At 37.2% G+C, this 17,721-nt stretch carries 14 protein-coding genes and 2 pseudogenes; 4 read left to right on the forward strand and 12 right to left on the reverse strand.

The genetic code is table 11. The features are described from left to right. Positions 1–13 precede the first annotated feature (13 nt). Both NBW36_RS03065 and NBW36_RS03070 read left to right on the forward strand, forming a co-directional pair. Positions 14–1,024, forward strand: coding sequence for a glycosyltransferase family 2 protein (locus NBW36_RS03065; protein WP_250237666.1), 1,011 nt, complete (start codon positions 14–16; stop codon positions 1,022–1,024). Positions 1,025–1,372: 348 nt separating this feature from the next. Next, positions 1,373–2,560, forward strand: coding sequence for an FtsW/RodA/SpoVE family cell cycle protein (locus NBW36_RS03070; protein ID WP_250237673.1), 1,188 nt, complete (start codon positions 1,373–1,375; stop codon positions 2,558–2,560). A 19-nt stretch (positions 2,561–2,579) separates the two neighbouring features. Here the strand turns inward: NBW36_RS03070 and NBW36_RS03075 are convergent, their stop codons facing one another. The 5 genes from NBW36_RS03075 to NBW36_RS03095 all read right to left on the reverse strand — a co-directional run bounded on the left by NBW36_RS03075 (position 2,580) and on the right by NBW36_RS03095 (position 7,978). Further along, positions 2,580–3,551 (reverse strand): M23 family metallopeptidase, encoded by a 972-nt coding sequence (locus NBW36_RS03075; RefSeq protein WP_250237675.1) that lies wholly within the window; start codon positions 3,549–3,551, stop codon positions 2,580–2,582. Positions 3,552–3,765: 214 nt separating this feature from the next. Continuing rightward, entirely contained in the window at positions 3,766–5,682 is a 1,917-nt protein-coding gene (gene dnaK, locus NBW36_RS03080) for a molecular chaperone DnaK (protein ID WP_250237677.1), read from the reverse strand. Positions 5,683–5,851: 169 nt separating this feature from the next. Beyond that, positions 5,852–6,022 (reverse strand): hypothetical protein, encoded by a 171-nt coding sequence (locus tag NBW36_RS03085; protein WP_250237679.1) that lies wholly within the window; start codon positions 6,020–6,022, stop codon positions 5,852–5,854. 447 nt (positions 6,023–6,469) lie between these two features. Beyond that, positions 6,470–7,159 carry a tRNA pseudouridine(55) synthase TruB gene (truB, locus tag NBW36_RS03090; RefSeq protein WP_250237681.1) on the reverse strand — a complete coding sequence of 230 codons (690 nt, stop codon included), beginning with the start codon at positions 7,157–7,159 and terminating at the stop codon, positions 6,470–6,472. Positions 7,160–7,201: 42 nt separating this feature from the next. Continuing rightward, a complete protein-coding gene (locus NBW36_RS03095) occupies positions 7,202–7,978 on the reverse strand; it encodes a biotin--[acetyl-CoA-carboxylase] ligase (protein WP_256465567.1) in 777 nt (258 codons plus the stop codon). A 150-nt stretch (positions 7,979–8,128) separates the two neighbouring features. Here NBW36_RS03095 and NBW36_RS03100 point away from each other — a divergent pair, with 150 nt between their 5' ends. Beyond that, complete coding sequence (locus NBW36_RS03100) at positions 8,129–8,425, forward strand: hypothetical protein (RefSeq protein ID WP_250237686.1); 297 nt, start codon at positions 8,129–8,131, stop codon at positions 8,423–8,425. A 273-nt stretch (positions 8,426–8,698) separates the two neighbouring features. Here the strand turns inward: NBW36_RS03100 and NBW36_RS03105 are convergent. After that, a pseudogene (locus NBW36_RS03105) lies at positions 8,699–9,366 on the reverse strand (IS256 family transposase). Between the two features lie 241 nt (positions 9,367–9,607). After that, on the reverse strand, positions 9,608–10,633 hold the full coding sequence (locus tag NBW36_RS03110; RefSeq protein ID WP_250237689.1) for an IS5 family transposase: 1,026 nt from the start codon (positions 10,631–10,633) through the stop codon (positions 9,608–9,610). Between the two features lie 187 nt (positions 10,634–10,820). On the opposite strand from NBW36_RS03110, the gene NBW36_RS05475 reads away from it, so the two are divergent. Then, on the forward strand, positions 10,821–10,952 hold the full coding sequence (locus NBW36_RS05475; RefSeq protein ID WP_256465568.1) for a hypothetical protein: 132 nt from the start codon (positions 10,821–10,823) through the stop codon (positions 10,950–10,952). A 106-nt stretch (positions 10,953–11,058) separates the two neighbouring features. Here NBW36_RS05475 and NBW36_RS03115 read toward each other — a convergent pair. The 5 genes and pseudogenes from NBW36_RS03115 to NBW36_RS03135 form a co-directional block, all read right to left on the reverse strand. Beyond that, positions 11,059–11,657, reverse strand: a pseudogene (locus NBW36_RS03115) (IS6 family transposase); the annotation flags it as partial. Between the two features lie 75 nt (positions 11,658–11,732). Then, positions 11,733–13,502 (reverse strand): ABC transporter ATP-binding protein, encoded by a 1,770-nt coding sequence (locus tag NBW36_RS03120; RefSeq protein ID WP_250237691.1) that lies wholly within the window; start codon positions 13,500–13,502, stop codon positions 11,733–11,735. A gap of 556 nt (positions 13,503–14,058) precedes the next feature. Next, positions 14,059–14,385 (reverse strand): thioredoxin, encoded by a 327-nt coding sequence (gene trxA, locus NBW36_RS03125; protein WP_250237694.1) that lies wholly within the window; start codon positions 14,383–14,385, stop codon positions 14,059–14,061. A 195-nt stretch (positions 14,386–14,580) separates the two neighbouring features. After that, the gene (locus NBW36_RS03130) at positions 14,581–15,981 is read right to left on the reverse strand and encodes a CCA tRNA nucleotidyltransferase (protein ID WP_439099487.1); all 1,401 of its coding nucleotides are present in this window, start codon (positions 15,979–15,981) and stop codon (positions 14,581–14,583) included. A gap of 63 nt (positions 15,982–16,044) precedes the next feature. Further along, positions 16,045–17,259 carry an esterase/lipase family protein gene (locus tag NBW36_RS03135; RefSeq protein ID WP_250237705.1) on the reverse strand — a complete coding sequence of 405 codons (1,215 nt, stop codon included), beginning with the start codon at positions 17,257–17,259 and terminating at the stop codon, positions 16,045–16,047. Positions 17,260–17,721 lie beyond the last annotated feature (462 nt).

Below are 17,721 nucleotides of genomic sequence, written 5' to 3' on the forward strand. Positions count from 1 at the left end.
GCCAATATACCAGATGAACCATCTGCCAAGTGTAGTGATTGTAGTGTTAAACTATAATGGCCTAGCGCTATTAAAAGCCTATTTACCTACGTTAGTGCTATATAGTAATGGCTATAAAATAATAGTCGTGGATAACGCTTCTACAGATGGGTCTGTAGATTATATACAAGTCCATTTTCCAACAGTAACATGTATGGTGCATGGGGCAAATTATGGAGTGGCAAAAGGGTATAATCTAGCCCTACAACAGATTCAAGCTACCTATTATTTGCTGTTGAATAATGATCTACTGGTTACAGAATCCTGGTTAAAAGCGCTATTGACCCTTATGGAGGGTGATCCTTTTATCGCATTTTGCCAACCTAAAATACTTGCTCTCCCAAAACCAGATCAATTTGATTATGCTGGCGCAGCTGGTGGATTTATAGATGCGTATGGCTATCCCTTTTGTCGGGGAAGGATTTTTAATTGTATTGAAAAAGATACCGGACAGTACAACGATACAAGAGCTGTTTTTTGGGCCAGTGGGGCTTGTCTATTGGTGCGTGCCAAAGCTTTCCATAGGCTGGGTGGCTTTGATGAGCTGTTTTTTGCCCACTTTGAGGAGATTGATCTTTGTTGGCGTGCGCATCTTGCCGGCTGGAAGGTCTATTACTGCGGTAGCAGTACGGTTTACCATATAGGAGGGGCTACATTGCCCTATAACAGTCCTAGGAAAACGTATTTAAATTTTAGAAATAGATTATTCATGTTGTATAAATATCACCCAAATGATATGATATATCAGATAAAAAATGTATGCCTAGATCTATTAGCTATTTTTGGGATGTTGTCTCTGGGCAAATTTGCACATAGCTGGGCTATTCTGAAAGCACAAATAGATTTTTTTAAATTTAAAAAAAAAGGTACCGCACAACCTTCCTCCGCCTGTTTGCCCAACCGCTATAAGGGGAGTATGCTGATTAATTTTTTTATTAAAAATAAGAAGTACTTTTCGGAAATTGCTTCCCATCGGTTTACATAAGGAATGGTTATTCCTACTTATATCTTATAAATTAGTGTAGTAACGTGAGTTCGGGATTAGATTATTTTTTCATTTGATAATCAATATCAATGAAAATTTATAAAATTTGTTTTATTAGACAGTTAAATAGGTAGTTGAATAACAAATAATTCTGGTAATCAGTTTATTATATATATTATATTTATAAAATTAGATATAAAAACTTGTTAAATAGGTGCAAATATTAACTAAATAATTGATATTAAATTGTTGTAAATCAGTCAAATAAATCCCGAACTCACGTTAGTATTAAGTTTGTATGCACTTTTTCCCTGATACCGTTAGGCCATAATGACCTATAGATGACCTATGAAGGAGTTGATTAAAGCAAAACTAAAAGGAGATCCCATTATATGGGGCATTGCCTTTATGTTGTCTAGCCTAAGTATTCTAACCGTCTATAGTGCTTCTAGTTCTTTAGCCTATAGACAAATGCATCATAATACCGAATATTATTTGCTAAGGCAGACCCTACTTATAGGGGCCGGACTATCTGCTATGTGGTTAAGCCACCGGATTGATTATCGCTACTATGCTGCTATTGCTAAAGTTGCGCTTTGGATGTCGATTCCGCTATTGCTCGTAACTTGGCGATATGGATTAAAGTTAAATGAAGCTTCTCGGTGGCTTAATATTCCTTTTATCAATAAATCCTTTCAACCATCTGACCTAGCACAACTTACACTTATTATACGAATCGCTCATATGCTGGCCAAGGAACAAAAACATATTACTTACTTTAGATCTGCCTGTTTGCCTATGTTAACCTGGTCTGGTCTTATTAGTGGTTTAATTGCTTTGACCAATTTCTCTAGCGCCATTCTATTATTTGGTACTTGTTTGGTACTCATGTTCATTGGAAGAATCCCTATTAAGCATCTACTCATTATCGTACCCTCTAGCATCCTAGTGGCAGGAGGCGCATTGATCTGGGGTCAACGTGGTGGAACAGCTATCAAACGAATAGAAAATTTTCTAAAAGGTGATGTCTCCTTTCAAACTGAGCAATCTTATATTGCTATTGCAACAGGCGGACTTTCTGGTAAAGGTCCTGGCAATAGTACCCAACGTAACTTCTTGCCCCATCCTTACTCCGACTTTATTTATGCCATCTTAATAGAAGAGTATGGCCTTATAGGCGGTATATTTGTCATGGTGCTCTATTTGATTTTACTATATAGGGCCATTGCCTTGCTGCCCACAGCGACTAGTTATTATGGAGGAATTTTGGCTATAGGTATAAGCCTTTTACTTGTATTTCAGGCTTTATTGAATATGGCCATTGCAGTAGGTCTTGGCCCTGTAACAGGACTTCCACTACCATTTGTCAGCATGGGTGGTACCTCACTTGTATTTACAGGTGTGGCACTAGGCATATTATTAAGCATCAGTCAAGGAGAAATTGATACAGAACTACTTACTTTAAAAAAAGAAATTGTTGTTGGTATGCGCTATAATAAGTATAAAAAAAAACTAGATAGCCCTTGTAAAAAGTAGCACACCCACTCCTTACCCATTAAAAATTCGAGCAAAGGGCTTGTGTTTGATGAGCAGCTTGCTGACGCACCGCTTCATATTCAGCAGGAGTAAGCTCCCCCACAAAATAGTCAAATGGATTTACACGATGTCCATTGTGGTAGGTCTCATAGTGGAGATGAGGGGCAGTTGAATCCCCTGAATTGCCCACTGTACCAATCTGCTGCCCTCTGGTTACGCGCTGTCCTTGTTTAACGATTATAGTATGCATATGGGCACAGTGGGTTTGGAAGCCATGGCGATGATCAATAAGCAGATGGTTTCCATATCCTCTTTTATCGTTTTTAACCCATTGAACATACCCATCCGCAGCAGCATAGATGGGCGTATGCATAGGAGCTGAAAAATCAACGCCTTGATGCATCCTGCGTATTTTATAGATTGGATGCCAGCGCATACCAAAAGGAGCAGATATTCTCTTTAAATGTTCCTTAGCAACCGGTGGTAAGGTAGGCATAGATTGCAATCTGCTGCTGTTTCTTTTTGCAAGACTCCATATTTGATCATAAGATTTCTTTTGAATCGTCAACTGACTAATGAGTTGATCTACTTTAGACAATGTTTGGGCAATTAATGTACTTTTCCCTAAGTGAGCATATTTATTTACGCCTCCCACGCCTGCATTGTGCTCTGCAGCAGAAAGCGGAGCAGCATTCAACAATACCCTATACAAGTCATCATCCCTCTGTTGCAAGGCAGCTAAGAGTGCCGCACTCCTTTCTATTTTTTTTTGTATAACATCGTAATAATCCTTAAGTACTTTATTATCTGCTAATAGCTCTTTCTCTCTGGAAGAAACAAAACAACCTCTATAATACCTAACTATAACAACCGCTAACAGCACTGAAAAAAATATATAAAGAGAACTGCGTAAAATGAAGGCTGATATAGATGTTTGGACACGCTCATAGCTACAAGTAGCAGGGTTATAATAATACTTGGTTTTAAGCATAAAAAATATATAATTATGGAATATACACACCCAGGCTATTTCAATTTAGTAAAATTGAACAGAATAGTCAACTATTGTGTGACCTTGAAGGACCAACTCTAGGCGAATATGCCACTTTAAAGGAACCACTGCCTGAAGACGCAATATAAAAAAGCGACTTTCTAAAAGCAAATTAGAAAGTCGCTCTTAATAGAAGAAAAAAGAACAAAGAATATTATTTTACTTCTTCAAATTCAGCATCTGTCACATTACCGCTACCTTCTTTAGCATTTTCCTGCCCCACATTAGCAGCGGACGCTCCCCCTGTAGGTTGCGATTGTTGGTAGACCTTAGCCATTACTTCACTCCAAATTTTGTTTAGAGATTCCAATGCACGATCAATAGCCACAACTTCTTTTTCCGCATGCGCTTTTTTCAAATCTGCCAAGGCGGGCTCTATATTTTTCCTATCCGCTTCTCCAATTTTATCACCTAACTCCTTGAGTTGTTTTTCCACCTCAAATATAAGTGAATCCGCTTGATTTATTTTATCTATTTGTTCTTTTTCTGCTTTATCTGCTGCTGCATTGGCTTCTGCTTCCTCCCTCATCCGTTTGATCTCCGCTTCGGTTAAACCAGATGAAGCTTCGATGCGAATTTTTTGTTCCTTGCCAGTACCTCTATCCTTTGCAGAAACATGCAATATACCATTGGCATCTACATCAAAAGCAACTTCTATCTGTGGAACGCCCTTGGGAGCGGGTGGTATATCAGATAAGTGAAACTGACCAATGGTACGGTTGTGTTTGACCATAGGTCGATTGCCTTGTAGTACATGCACCATAACAGAAGATTGGTTGTCTGAAGCTGTAGAAAAAACTTCCGATTTCCTTGTCGGAATAGTAGTATTGGCTTCAATCAGCTTGGTAAAAACACCCCCTAGCGTTTCAATACCTAACGATAGTGGAATGACATCAAGCAATAAAACATCCTTTACTTCTCCCGTCAACACACCTCCTTGAATAGCGGCTCCTATGGCTACCACTTCATCAGGATTAACCCCTTTAGAAGGTTTTTTACCAAAAAAACGCTCTACTTCTTCCTGAATCTTTGGTATACGGGTAGACCCACCCACTAAAATAACCTCATGAATCTTACTATGTGGATCAGGAATATCGCCAAAAGCATCTTTTAACGCTTGCCTACAAGGGGCCAGCGTACGCTTTACCAAGTCATCTACCAATTTTTCAAACTGTGCCCTAGAGAGTTGTTGTACGAAGTGTTTAGGGACACCATCAATGGCTGTAATGTAAGGGAGATTGATCTCTGTAGTGGTGGCACTAGAAAGCTCAATTTTGGCTTTTTCAGCAGCTTCTCTTAGGCGCTGTAGCGCAGTGGGGTCCTTTCTTAAGTCAACGCCCTCCTCCTTTTGAAAGTTATCTGCAAGCCAATCTGTTATTTTTTGGTCAAAATCATCTCCACCTAGATGGATATCCCCATTGGTAGATTTAACTTCAAAAACGCCATCACCCAACTCTAGAATAGAAATATCAAAGGTACCTCCCCCAAGGTCAAATACAGCAATGGTGATATCTTTATTTTTTTTATCCAAACCGTAAGCCAATGCAGCAGCAGTTGGCTCGTTGATAATACGCTTTACAGACAAACCGGCTATTTCTCCCGCCTCTTTAGTGGCTTGTCGCTCTGCATCATTAAAATAAGCAGGTACGGTAACAACCGCATCTGCAACGGTAGTTCCCAGATAGTCCTCTGCAGCACTTTTCATCTTTTGTAAGATAATAGCAGAAATCTCTTGAGGCGTATAGAGCCGATCACCAATCCGCACACGGACGGTATTGTTGACTCCACTTTCTACCTTATAGGCCACTTCGTTAATCTCATTGGCCACACTGTTGTAACCCTTACCCATAAAACGCTTAATCGAACTTATGGTATTATGAGGATTTATAATGGCCTGACGTTTGGCAGGATCACCTACTTTACGTTCACCCTTGCCACTATTTAAAAAAGCTACTACAGATGGCGTAGTTCTTTTACCTTCATTATTAGGAATCACTACTGGTTCATTGCCCTCCATAACGGCAACACAGGAGTTAGTAGTTCCTAAATCGATTCCAATTAGTTTTCCCATGTCTAATTTCTATTTTGTTTGTATTGAATCCTTTCCTCTATCGTAGAGAAATCTATTTAGATTTATTGCATTGGGATAGTACAAAGTCCATGCCAAATCAGTTATGCTGTAGCAGCTTATGTCAAAATGGCATAAGCTACAGCAGCGTTGTGCATGAAAAGTATGGGCGCTATTTTGAAAAGCTTTTCCTGTACCGCTCTGGATGGTTGATAATATCTCTGGCTTGCTGAAACATTTCAGTTGCATATCCTTGTTCTGCCAGTATATCTATGGCAATGGTTTGATTAGAGGCCCCAGGAACTACCTTATAAAGGTACTGAATTTTTCCATTTTTGCCCATAGGTTTAATAAAAACTTTATAGTTTTTAAACCCTTTCTTAGGCTCACGTTGTTCTAAAAACGTGAGTTCGGGATTAGATTATTTTTTCATTTGATAATCAATATTAATAAAAATTTATAAAATTTGTTTTATAGACAGTTAAATAGGTAGTTGAATAACAAATAACTCTGATAATCAGTTTATTATATATATTATATTTATAAAATTAGATATAAAAACTTGTTAAATAGGTGCAAATATTAACTAAATAATTGATATTAAATTGTTGTAAATCAGTCAAATAAATCCAGAACTCACGTTTAAAAGAAAAGACGTTACTAACGAAAATATAGACGCGACAGAACCCTATCAAAAACCTATGAACGTCTATCTTAACCATGTAAAATTGGTAGACTAGCAAATGGGAAAAAATAGAAAATAAAATTAAGAAAAAGATGTCCGAATAAATCAGTCCAGTATAGTGGACAAGCTATTACTTTGCAGTAATGCTTCTAGAGTATAGGCCTGATCTAAAGTATAATGCCCTATTTGGGTGCGGCATAACTCATGGAGGTAGCCTCCAACACCTAATTTTTCTCCTAAGTCATGAGCAAGACGCCGAATATAGGTTCCTTTAGTACAAGCCACCTTGAACGTAATAGATGGCAGCTCAATCGCCGTAATGAAAAAGGAATGGATGGTAATGGAACGGGGACGCAAAATAGCTTCTTCTCCTTTCCTAGCGATTTTGTAGGCTCTTTTTCCACCTACACTAACGGCTGAATAGATAGGAGGTACTTGCATGATAGACCTAACAAAGGTAGCAGCAGCAGCCCTTACCATCTCTTCGGTGATATGATCATAGCTAGATACACTATTAAAAGGGGTTTCTAAATCCATGGATGGCGTAGTCTTACCAAGCACAATTTGGCCAGTATACACCTTATCCAACGCTTGCAGCCTACTAATTTGTTTAGTTTGCCTACCACTACATAGCAAAAGTAATCCTGTAGCTAAAGGATCTAAGGTACCCGCATGACCTATTTTATTTATTTTTAAGACATGACGAACCTTTTTTACCACATCAAAGGAAGTCCAGCCCAAAGGTTTATCTACCATAAAAATAGCCTCAGAAAAGTCACCTTGTGGTCTATGCATATTGGGATATTACAGGTCAATTGTTATAAGCTAGTGCTTCTACTATATAAAAACAATCTCTTTAGCGTTGTAGCGATATCGGGTGCCATTGCGTGCTGCTATAACCAATGCGCCTAGCCTATTCACAGTTACAATACGGCCTTCCAACAGTCCATGTATGGTTGCAAAGGTATGAAATCCTGTTTTACGATAGAGTATATGGATATACTTTTCCCAAAGTACGTTACGGATTCCATGTTGCAACTGTGCATAATACTTACCCAAGGTATCCATGATATTGGTAAACAGAAGCGTTCTATCAAAGGTAGTTCTTTTTTGTATTGCTAAAGAAGTGCATTTAGAAGATTTAAAATGTAGTTGGTTAACATTTAGGCCTATACCGATTACAGCTGCCTTGATCTTGTTCTGGATGCCTATATGGGTTTCAATCAATATGCCACCCAGTTTCTTATCCAAATAATAGATATCATTGGGCCATTTTATAGAAATCTCCTTCGGAAAGTAATCTACCAGTACATCATAAATGGCTAAACTAGTAATAATATTCAAGGTAAAAACAGCATCTACCGTTAACCATTCTGGATATAAAATAAACGAAAAAAGAAGATTTGTACCCGCCTCTGATGTCCAAGTACTACCACGCTGCCCCCTTCCTTTGGACTGATGCTCTGCAATAAAAACCGTTCCTTCTGCTGCATGTAGCAGAAGTTTTTGGGCCATATCATTGGTAGAAGAACAGCTTTTATAATAAAATGAAGCCCTATCAAATAACCCATCAGGCTGAATAGCACTATTGAAGGGGTCGAATAGATAATCCATGGGAATATGATCTATATAACCTGAGTTCGGGATTAGCTTGTTAAAAAATAGCTTTAAAAAGCTTCTTTGTGTTTTAAATTTGGAGATAAAAAAATACTAACCAGATTATCCAAAGGAGCCAGTAACAAATTTTATAAATTTTTATTAATATTGATTATCAAATTAAAAAATAATCTAATCCCGAACTCAGGTTATAACGATTGTTCTGCAGAGCTTAAAGGGCTTTTTCTTCCTTTTGGTATTTGGTTGGCCCGTCAATCATATGACCAAATAAAGACAACAGCAGCGATGGATTTGAGTACTTCTACACCAACGGAGCGTCTTAATTATTTAATTGAGCATGGGAACCCATTCTTTACCATAATGTATATTAAAGGACATATCTTTTTGTACCTAGGGAATTTTCCACAGGTTGACCAAAAGTTACCTATGGTCGTATGTTTGTAGAATAAAAAAAGACCTGGAAAAAGGCTGCCCTAAAGTTGGTATTAGATATCGTTGATTACGTTCAGCCCCCAGGTCTTTCATCTTAAAAACTGAATAGTTCGATAGACTTTAAAGCCTGTATATGCGACGCTAGTTTAAAAGATGAATTAAATGTAATATATATATTGTAAATTATGAAATATATAGGAATTGATCTAGGAAAAAGTAGTTTTGTAGCAGCTTTTGGCTCTGTCCGGCTCTGTCCACTTAAGTGTGTAAATTATTTTTTTAGTTTTATTCAATTCTGTTTTCAAATTTAATTAAAAAATGTGCCATAGCCTCGCTCCAGTTATGAATAGAGGTGGTCCATTTTCTAGTCATGTAGTTAATAGTTAAATATAATGTTTTAAAAACAGCTAGATCGTTAGGGAACACTCTTTTATTTTTGGTAACTCTACGAAATTGGCTATTTACAGATTCCAAACATTTGTTGTGTAAATGACCTTACGTATGGCATTAGGGTACTGTAAAAATACTATCAGATTATCCCAGTTAGCATACCAAGATTGGGCTATTTGTGGGTATTGTTGATTCCACTTAGTAGCAAAAGCTTCTAAGGCCATCAATGCTTCTTGCTCGGTAACTGCTGTATAAATTGGTTTTAAATCAGCAACTAATACCTTTCTATGTTTATAAGAAACATACTGCAAACTACCCCTAATTGCATGAACAATACAGAGCTGATGTTCCGTTTTTGGGTATACAGCAGCAATGGCCTCAGACATGCCTGACAAATTATCTGTACATGCAATGAGCATATCGTTCATACCCCGATTTTTGAGTTCTATTAAATTGCCTAACCAAAATTTAGCCCCTTCATTTTCACTCATCCAAAGCCCTAAAACATCCTTTATGCCAGATCTATCTATACCTAAAGCGACATAGACTGCCTTGTTGATGATGCGCTTATCTTGTCTAACTTTAACTTACAAAGCAATCAAAAAAAACAATAGAATAGACTGATTCTAAGGGACGATTTTGCCATATCTTAACATCTTCAATAACAGAGTGAGGCCGTTGTGATAGATTTCTATTATAATATTTTTAGGGTTGTTTAGACTGATTTTTGGTATTAAAGTGGTATTAGTTTTATTATTTATTGATTTTCATGTACTTTTATTGCATTTTAGACAGACCATTCCCCTAAAGACCTCTTAATATGATATTTGGCGACCTGTATAAGTTATAGGCTATTGCTTCGATAACGTGTTGCGTATGAGTTTTAGCAAGTCCTATGTAGCGAGCTCCTGAGCTTCGGAACCAACTTTTAATACTTCCAAATACACGTTCTACTTTATACCTGGTTTTAGCTACCAATGTATTAAACCGTTTAGCAGTAGGTGATAAAGGATTATTTCTAGTAGCTTTCTTCTGAATAGCTGATTTTAAGGCTTTATTCTTTAATAAGGTTTCATTAGGTGATCCGCTATAGCCCTTATCTGCATATAGCCTACTACCTACTTTTAGCTCTACTTTATCCAATAAGACTTGTAAATGAGCACTATCATGACTAGATGCTTTTGTGGTACTGACTGCTAGGACTAAGCCTTCTTTACTTTCCACAAGGATGTGACGCTTATACCCATAGTAGAGATTATCTCCTTTTTTTGTCCAACTCGCTTCTGGATCTACACCTTTTTGATAACTTTCGGCTACAGTTATAGTGCCATCTTCATGGAGATCATAGCTTTTTTTACCTTTAGGGCGCCTAGCGGTAGGCGTAATAGAGGCATCAACAACTGCACCATGTTGAACTAATACACCATGACTAGATAGTTGATCGTTAATTATTTTCAATAACCTTTCTAGGACCTGCTTCTCCGTAAGCGCAGTCCTAAACCTGCTTAATACGCTATGATCTGGAACAGAACTATCCATGGAAATACGACAAAATCTGCTGAAAGTGATACGATCATTTACTTCTTCTTCTACTTGATAGTCACTCAGAGCATACCATGTTTGAAGCAACAGCATTTTAAATAAAAGAAGCGGGCTATAAGCTGCCTTTCCTGATAAACACAAACCTTTAGGATAATACAAGAAAAGTTCTTTTTCTATTACTTGCCAAGTAATCAACTTATTAAGCTGATCGAAAAAAGTATGCTTACACTTACGTCGACTGGCTGAAATATCTGCAAAACTTAATTGATTATTTGTTTTGATGGCCATAACAATACTATTAAAAAGCTTAAGTTTAAACGATTAAAGAATCAACCTAATTTAACCATTGTATAACACTAAAAGTCACTTTTTATAACAAAGCTTAAAACTCTATTGCAACAACTTCGATGTGAAACATTCATAGCGTGCAACCCCTAACACCCCGGCACTTGTATGATGGTCATGGTCTATTTTTTTGCACCCTACTATCAGCCTTCCTGTAGCCACTAGACAGTCGGCAAATGCGCTTAAACGGCTTAACGAGGCTAATTTGGGTTCACTTTTGTTGCAGCCCGCTATTTTGCAGATGCATTTAAAGGTAACTTAAACCTGTGAATCACCCCACAAATCCAACCTCCTGCTAGACTCCCGAAATAGACAAATTAGAGTCAGGGGACTTACACCCCATTTGTTGCACACCTGTGCCGGCGTGCAATGGCTGCAGACTTAAAACACTTAAAACTAAGCATAGGTTTTAGCCGTTTTTTGATAAACCTATGATCTTGTTCAACTCTATTATTCAAGTATTTGTTTTGAAATATTTGAATGGTATAATCTTGATCAAGTTCTGTATTGATCGTATCAAGGGCAGCTTTATTACTACCGCTTTTGTCAATTACTACTTTCTTAAGAATATTATTTTCTGTGATCGCCTTACGAAAAAAAGAAAAAGCTGCAGACTTGTCTCTATGCTCAGATAGAAAAAAGTTAACTGTATCACCATAACGATCTACTGTTCTATATAAATAGATCCACTTCCCGTTTAGTTTACATAGGTTTCATCCATTCTCCAACTACCACCAACTGGTCGTTTTCTTTTGCTTACTGCTTGATCTATAAGAGGAACAAACTTAATAACCCATCTTTGTAGCGTAGAACGATCAACTCTTGCGCCTCTCATACGCATCATATCTTCCAAATCTCTATAGCTCAAGGAAAAATGACACTTCATCTAGACAAATAACAGGATGACTTCTGCTGAAGAACAATAGCCCTTAAAATAAGGTAATAATTTGGGCGAAATATTAAACATAATAACTACTTTTTTAACTGCAGATACTAAAATAATGATTTTTTAGAATAAACGTGACAGAACCGATCATAATGCCTATTGTAGCCAACGCATACCATCGAACTGCATTCTACACATATTTACATAGAGGGGGCTAATCTTTAAAAGCGTCTCATGGGATCCATTTGCAATTATTTTACCACCATTAAATACCAGCACCCGATCCATTGCAGCTAAAATCCTCAATCTATGCGCAATCACAATAGTTGTTTTACCCGCCATAATCATATAGAGGCTTTCTTGAATTTCAGTTTCAGTAACGGCATCCAATGCAGCAGTGGCCTCATCTAATATTAAAATAGGTGCATCTTTTAATATAGCACGTGCAATGGCTATGCGTTGACGCTGGCCACCTGAAAGCTTTGATCCTCTTTCACCTACCAACGTATGATATCCCCGTGATAGACCGATAATAAAGTCATGACACTTTGCCTTTTTAGCAGAGGCAATCACTTCATCATCCGTTGCTTCTTTGCGCCCATAACGAATATTTTCTAAAATGCTATCATGAAAAAGAGTCGTATCTTGAGGGATAAGGGAAATAGCCGCACGCAATGATTCTTGTGTAACGGTCGATATATTTTGACCATCAATAGTAATCACACCCTCATTCAGATCAAAAAACCTTAGCAAAAGGTTAATAAAGGTAGTTTTACCACTACCAGATAAGCCGACCAAGCCTACTCTTTCACCAGGTGCTATATCAATGCTTTGATGCTCAAATATAGGTTTACCTGGCACATAAGCAAAGGAGACATCCTTGAAGGAAATAGCAGCGGAATGACATGTAAGCACATAAGCACCGGGTGCATCCAGAACAGCATGCTTCTTTTGTAATAATTTTAACGCCTGTTGACAATAACCTATTTCCTCGAAGAAATCAGAAAACTCTGCTACAGAAACCCAAACCAAGTTACAAATATTATTGCCCGCATAAAAAATGTAAGTGACTTCAGAAATAGAAAGCTTACCAAGCTGCCAATAATAGATCATATAAGAGAGTATCGCTATACCCATAAAGCCAATGGAAAATCCACTAATGATAAGATGTAGCTGCATAATAAGCTTTAAAGCTTTTTCATGTGCGTGTTTTTCTGTTGCTTGCGGCACCAACAAATGTGAAGTTTCTTGATTTTTTCGAGCAAAAAGTTTAACGCTTAAGATATTGGTAAACCCATCTACAATAGTGCCAGACAAGCGGCTTCCCTTTTCTGCATGTAACGCTACACTATGGCGATACTTTTTTGAATAAACAAGGTAAGTAGCCGTATACAGTATAAGCCAAGCCATCAACACTGCACCAAAGGTAGGCTGTATATAGGCAAAGGAAAATACACCCACTAACATAGTACAAAATGTAGGCAAAAACCATGAAATAACAATCATCATGATTTGACTGATGCCATCTGTCAAATCGTTGACACGTTTTACCAAATCACCAGAAAAATGCTCTGTAAAAAACTGGTAGGAATGACCCTGAAAATATCGTACAATCCAGATGCGTATTTTTGACTCGAAACCAGGAATAGTCTTAATCTTCATATAGTCAAATAGGCGAAATAAAATCTCTATGAGCACGATTACACCTACTAAAGCGGTAAGCGGACAGCCGAGTTTTATCCAAGCACCTGTTCTATGGTCAGCTAATTCTGTAAGTCGTGTAACAAGTACCTTGAAGGTATAGGGGACTACTAAGTTATCAAGCACAAAACACATGCGCAAACAAGCCATCGCAATAAAATGCCATTTGTATTGACTTACAAAGTGCGAGATAAAGGTTTTTAAATTTTTAGTAATGGGTTGCATGAGTGGAAAGGTGTCAAAACATATCCGTTATGTTGATTCGGAAAAGAGATGATGTAAAACACTTTTGAGTTGATCAAAAAGGCATTTATATCTTATTTTTTTCTTGATAAAGAAGTAGGGAAAAAGTCAAGCCATTATGCGAAAAATTACTAAAAAAGGCCGTTGCAATAGAAAATTTTACATGATTTTACTATAATAACTCGGACACATTCGTAATGTTTCTAGACTAGAAATATTATTGTTTATGTATTTTTAATACTTAAAAGTAACTATTAGGCGATAATTACCTCTATCTTATAAAAACTTAGTTTTCTATTGCAACGGACTCTAAAAGTGCCCCCCCTTAAAGTTGGGAAATCAGAATCTGCCCTGCAAGCCCAACGCAGCTGATTTGAGAAGGATCTTTAATGGCATACCTGCCTCATTGCAACTTTTTATAAGGGGACGTTCTTTTTCATAATACTGTCAGACGGGTAAATAGAACATATACATAGGTAAAGGGATTTATATCTTACTTTTTGAGTAAGCAAAAAAGGAGCATGTACAATCTTTCACATTAAGGTAAAAATCTATCTAGTGATTCCTGAATTTGACTGATCGGTACATTCCCAACCAAACGATCTACCTGTTGACCTTGATGAAAAAACACCATAGTAGGTATCGTACTAATGATATATCTAGAAGGTGTTTGACTATTTTCACTGATATTAACCTTAGTGATATATGCCTTCCCTTTATACATGGCAGCAATCTGTTCTATAGCGGGGGCAAGTTTTAGGCAAGACCCACACCAAGGTGCCCAAAAATCTACTAAAACAAGTTTATGTTGGCTTATTACCTCATCAAACTGTGCATCTGTAATCTCTACAATATTTTGATCCATAAGTTAGAATAGTTTTTTATAATGGACGTTACCCGGAAGTTTTACTGTATATGGGAAATTTAAAACATTTTCATGCAATATACAAACATTTATAGGGAAACAGATATGTTACATAAAGCTATGCAAAGCAACATGCAATGGGGTCAATTTAAAGGTTCCATCTTGCATAACACCAAACCCCAAGGATTGTATTCCCTACAGTTTATAACGTTTACCGATCAGTAACATATAGTTAAATGCCTCTTCGTATTCATTCTTAATTGTACCCTCTAATATAGCCTCTTTAATAGCCTCCTTAATAAGACCTACCTGAGCGGATGGCTTTAGTGCAAATGTTTCCATAATAACTGCACCCGTAATAACCGGTTGAAAATTTCTAACTTTATCACGTGCTTCTACCTCCAACACCCTCTTTTGAACTTTATCAAGGTTAGCCAAATAGTGCTGCACCTTTATTTCATTTTTAGAGGTAATATCCGCTCTACATAACAAAAATAAATCCTCTAAATCATCTCCAACCTCATATAAAAGACGGCGTATAGCGGTATCAGTGACCTCTTTTACCAAGGCTATAGGACGCAAATGTAACCTAACCAATTTTTGTACATATCCCAGGACTTCCTTACTGATAGGAAAGCGCATTTTTTTAAATAGCTTAGGCAACATTCTAGCACCCAGCTCTTCGTGACCATGAAAAGAAAAACCATGCACAGGATCAAATTTTTTAGTCAATGGCTTGGCGATATCATGCAAAACAGCTGCCCAACGAAGCCATAATTTAGAAGAATACTTCACCAGATTATCCAACACTTCAAGTGTATGGAGTAAATTATCTTTATGGGAATGGCATCCAATTTGTTCTTTCCCTGAAAGGCTTTGTAGTTCTGGTAGTACAATCGATAATAAGTTGGTATCGAATAAAAGTTTAAATCCATAAGTAGGCCTATCGGTAGCCATCATTTTATGCAGCTCTTCGGAAATACGTTCCTGAGCCACAATACCCAAGCGATCCCGCACAGCGGTCATGGCCACCAATGTTTCTGGTGTGATACTAAAATGCAACTGAGCCGCCAATCGTATGGCACGCATGATGCGCAAAGGGTCATCTGAAAAGGTTTGCTTGGGATCACAAGGGGTTCTAATCAACCCATCTATCAAGTCTCGATGGCCGTTAAATGGATCCAATAATCGTCCATACCCTTCCTTATTTAAAGAGATCGCCATTGCATTAATGGTAAAGTCCCGACGCATTTGATCATCAGGGAGTGTACCAGCTGATACACTTGGATGACGAGAACCAAGCAGGTAAGATTCTTTTCTAGCGCCTACAAACTCTACTACCCATCCATTCCACTGTAACATGGCGGTACCAAAACTTTTAAATAGGCTAACGGACACGGCTTTGTATTTTGCTACAGCCTCTGCCAGTACCATACCATCTCCTATGCAGACAATATCAATATCTTTGGAGGCACGCCCTAACAATATATCCCGCACAAATCCGCCTACTACATAGGTCTCTAATTGAAGCGAATCGGCAATCTTACCAATTTTGCGCAAGATGGGATGATGTCCTATGCCATCTAACTGCACCATAATCTCATTACTTTTTACACTTTCCAAGATTCTATTTTTTAATATGTTTTTGAGCACACACAGTTAAGCAGCCAGCGAAACATACCCCTCTTGCTCTATAACTTTTTCTTCTTTTTGCTTATAAAAAGCTGCTTCTACACATTCCACTACTTTCTGTATAACTTGCTCATTATTGAGTTCAGAAAGTCCACGCTTTACCGAAACACCTACTTTATTACCATGAGAGGCACCAGGCACTGTTATGCGTTTAAAGTTTTTTGTAACCAACCCTTCAGCATGTTGTGTAGCCACAGGAAGCAACATATCGTGTGGGTTACCTCCAATCAGTTCTGCATAGGTAGCATTGAGTTCTTTCAATGCTTGTTTGCTAATAGAGGATGGAAATGAATTAAAAAGCTTAGAGAAATCAGTTAACGCACCTGCAATAGCAGTAATAGGAAGATCAACTTCTTTAAGACCTAAGGCAACATACTTAGAAATAAACGCACTACCTGGCTCTAAATCTGCAGCTCCCGGGCATTTTTTTTTCATGAAGTATGGTACTGCTATTTCATATAAGCTGGGCCATCTTTCTGCTAATTTGGGCTTAAATTTAAAAAAATATTTGATTACATCTTTAGCATAATCTTTCTTTATGGTATCTAAAATAGCTTCTATCTTTTCAAATTTTTTCTTAAAATTCTTAATATTTTTGATATGGTCCATTACTGGGGCTCCTTTCCATAGTGTGCCTATAGTAATCAATTGATTGATAACTATTCCATTTTCACTTTTTAAACGGTCCCTATATTCCTTAACAAGGACAAACCCCCGTAATCCCCCTTGGCTATGGCCTACTAGTACAACACGACTACCGTACGCAACCTTTGTTTTGATCTCTTCATAAGCTAATTCAGCTTGCTCCTTGATCGATCGTTCTACAGTGGGAGAAGGGCCACCTTGTTTACTAGGATCTTTATTGACACATGTTAAGGGAACTATAGTGGCATATGGAAATGTTTGTTGTAAAACTTCCTTCATCTTATTAAAATCATAAGACAACCTATGTAGTCCATGCAACAATACAATCGCTTGTTGATGCTCTGCTACTTTAGCTACTCGATGCCGCCTTTTCACTTGATTTATAAGAGGTTTAGGATCATTTGATCCATCTAGGTCTCCTGTGTCCACTCCTTCTGGTTCATTATCTTCTTGAGTGGTATTGCTTTTTTCCTCTAATGCAGGTAATTTTTTACTTTTATTCTGATGATCAGGACAACATCTACCTCTACAACCCATACTTAAGGCAAAACAAAAAATTAAACTGGATCGATAAATGCAAATAAGGGCCCTACGAATGCCTATGATATGGTACATACTGGTTCCTGTAGATGATATAGTGGATATAATAAAATTAGTGACCCCCTAATTAGCTAAATATAGGACTTTTGAGCTACTTTAGAAAGCTGTAAATAAATAAGAAGCATATGCGCGCATCTTCAATGGGGCTACTTTAAGGTTTCTATTCTTAGTAACGTGAGTTCGGGATTTATTTGACTGATTTACAACAATTTAATATCAATTATTTAGTTAATATTTGCACCTATTTAACAAGTTTTTATATCTAATTTTATAAATATAATATATATAATAAACTGATTATCAGAATTATTTGTTATTCAACTACCTATTTAACTGTCTATAAAACAAATTTTATAAATTTTTATTAATATTGATTATCAAATGAAAAAATAATCTAAT

It is taken from the genome of Cardinium endosymbiont of Oedothorax gibbosus (assembly GCF_936981045.1).
Classification (GTDB): domain Bacteria; phylum Bacteroidota; class Bacteroidia; order Cytophagales; family Amoebophilaceae; genus Cardinium.

Bases quoted from the DNA above. Each gene is read 5' to 3' on its own strand.
- NBW36_RS03130 (WP_439099487.1), bottom strand. From the start codon at position 15,981: ATGGTGCAGTTAGATGGCATAGGACATCATCCCATCTTGCGCAAAATT.
- NBW36_RS03085 (WP_250237679.1), bottom strand. From the start codon at position 6,022: ATGGGCAAAAATGGAAAAATTCAGTACCTTTATAAGGTAGTTCCTGGG.
- trxA (WP_250237694.1), bottom strand. From the start codon at position 14,385: ATGGATCAAAATATTGTAGAGATTACAGATGCACAGTTTGATGAGGTA.
- NBW36_RS03075 (WP_250237675.1), bottom strand. From the start codon at position 3,551: ATGCTTAAAACCAAGTATTATTATAACCCTGCTACTTGTAGCTATGAG.
- NBW36_RS03065 (WP_250237666.1), top strand. From the start codon at position 14: ATGAACCATCTGCCAAGTGTAGTGATTGTAGTGTTAAACTATAATGGC.
- NBW36_RS03110 (WP_250237689.1), bottom strand. From the start codon at position 10,633: ATGGCCATCAAAACAAATAATCAATTAAGTTTTGCAGATATTTCAGCC.
- dnaK (WP_250237677.1), bottom strand. From the start codon at position 5,682: ATGGGAAAACTAATTGGAATCGATTTAGGAACTACTAACTCCTGTGTT.
- NBW36_RS03135 (WP_250237705.1), bottom strand. From the start codon at position 17,259: ATGGGTTGTAGAGGTAGATGTTGTCCTGATCATCAGAATAAAAGTAAA.
- truB (WP_250237681.1), bottom strand. From the start codon at position 7,159: ATGCATAGACCACAAGGTGACTTTTCTGAGGCTATTTTTATGGTAGAT.
- NBW36_RS03120 (WP_250237691.1), bottom strand. From the start codon at position 13,502: ATGCAACCCATTACTAAAAATTTAAAAACCTTTATCTCGCACTTTGTA.
- NBW36_RS03070 (WP_250237673.1), top strand. From the start codon at position 1,373: ATGAAGGAGTTGATTAAAGCAAAACTAAAAGGAGATCCCATTATATGG.
- NBW36_RS03095 (WP_256465567.1), bottom strand. From the start codon at position 7,978: ATGGATTATCTATTCGACCCCTTCAATAGTGCTATTCAGCCTGATGGG.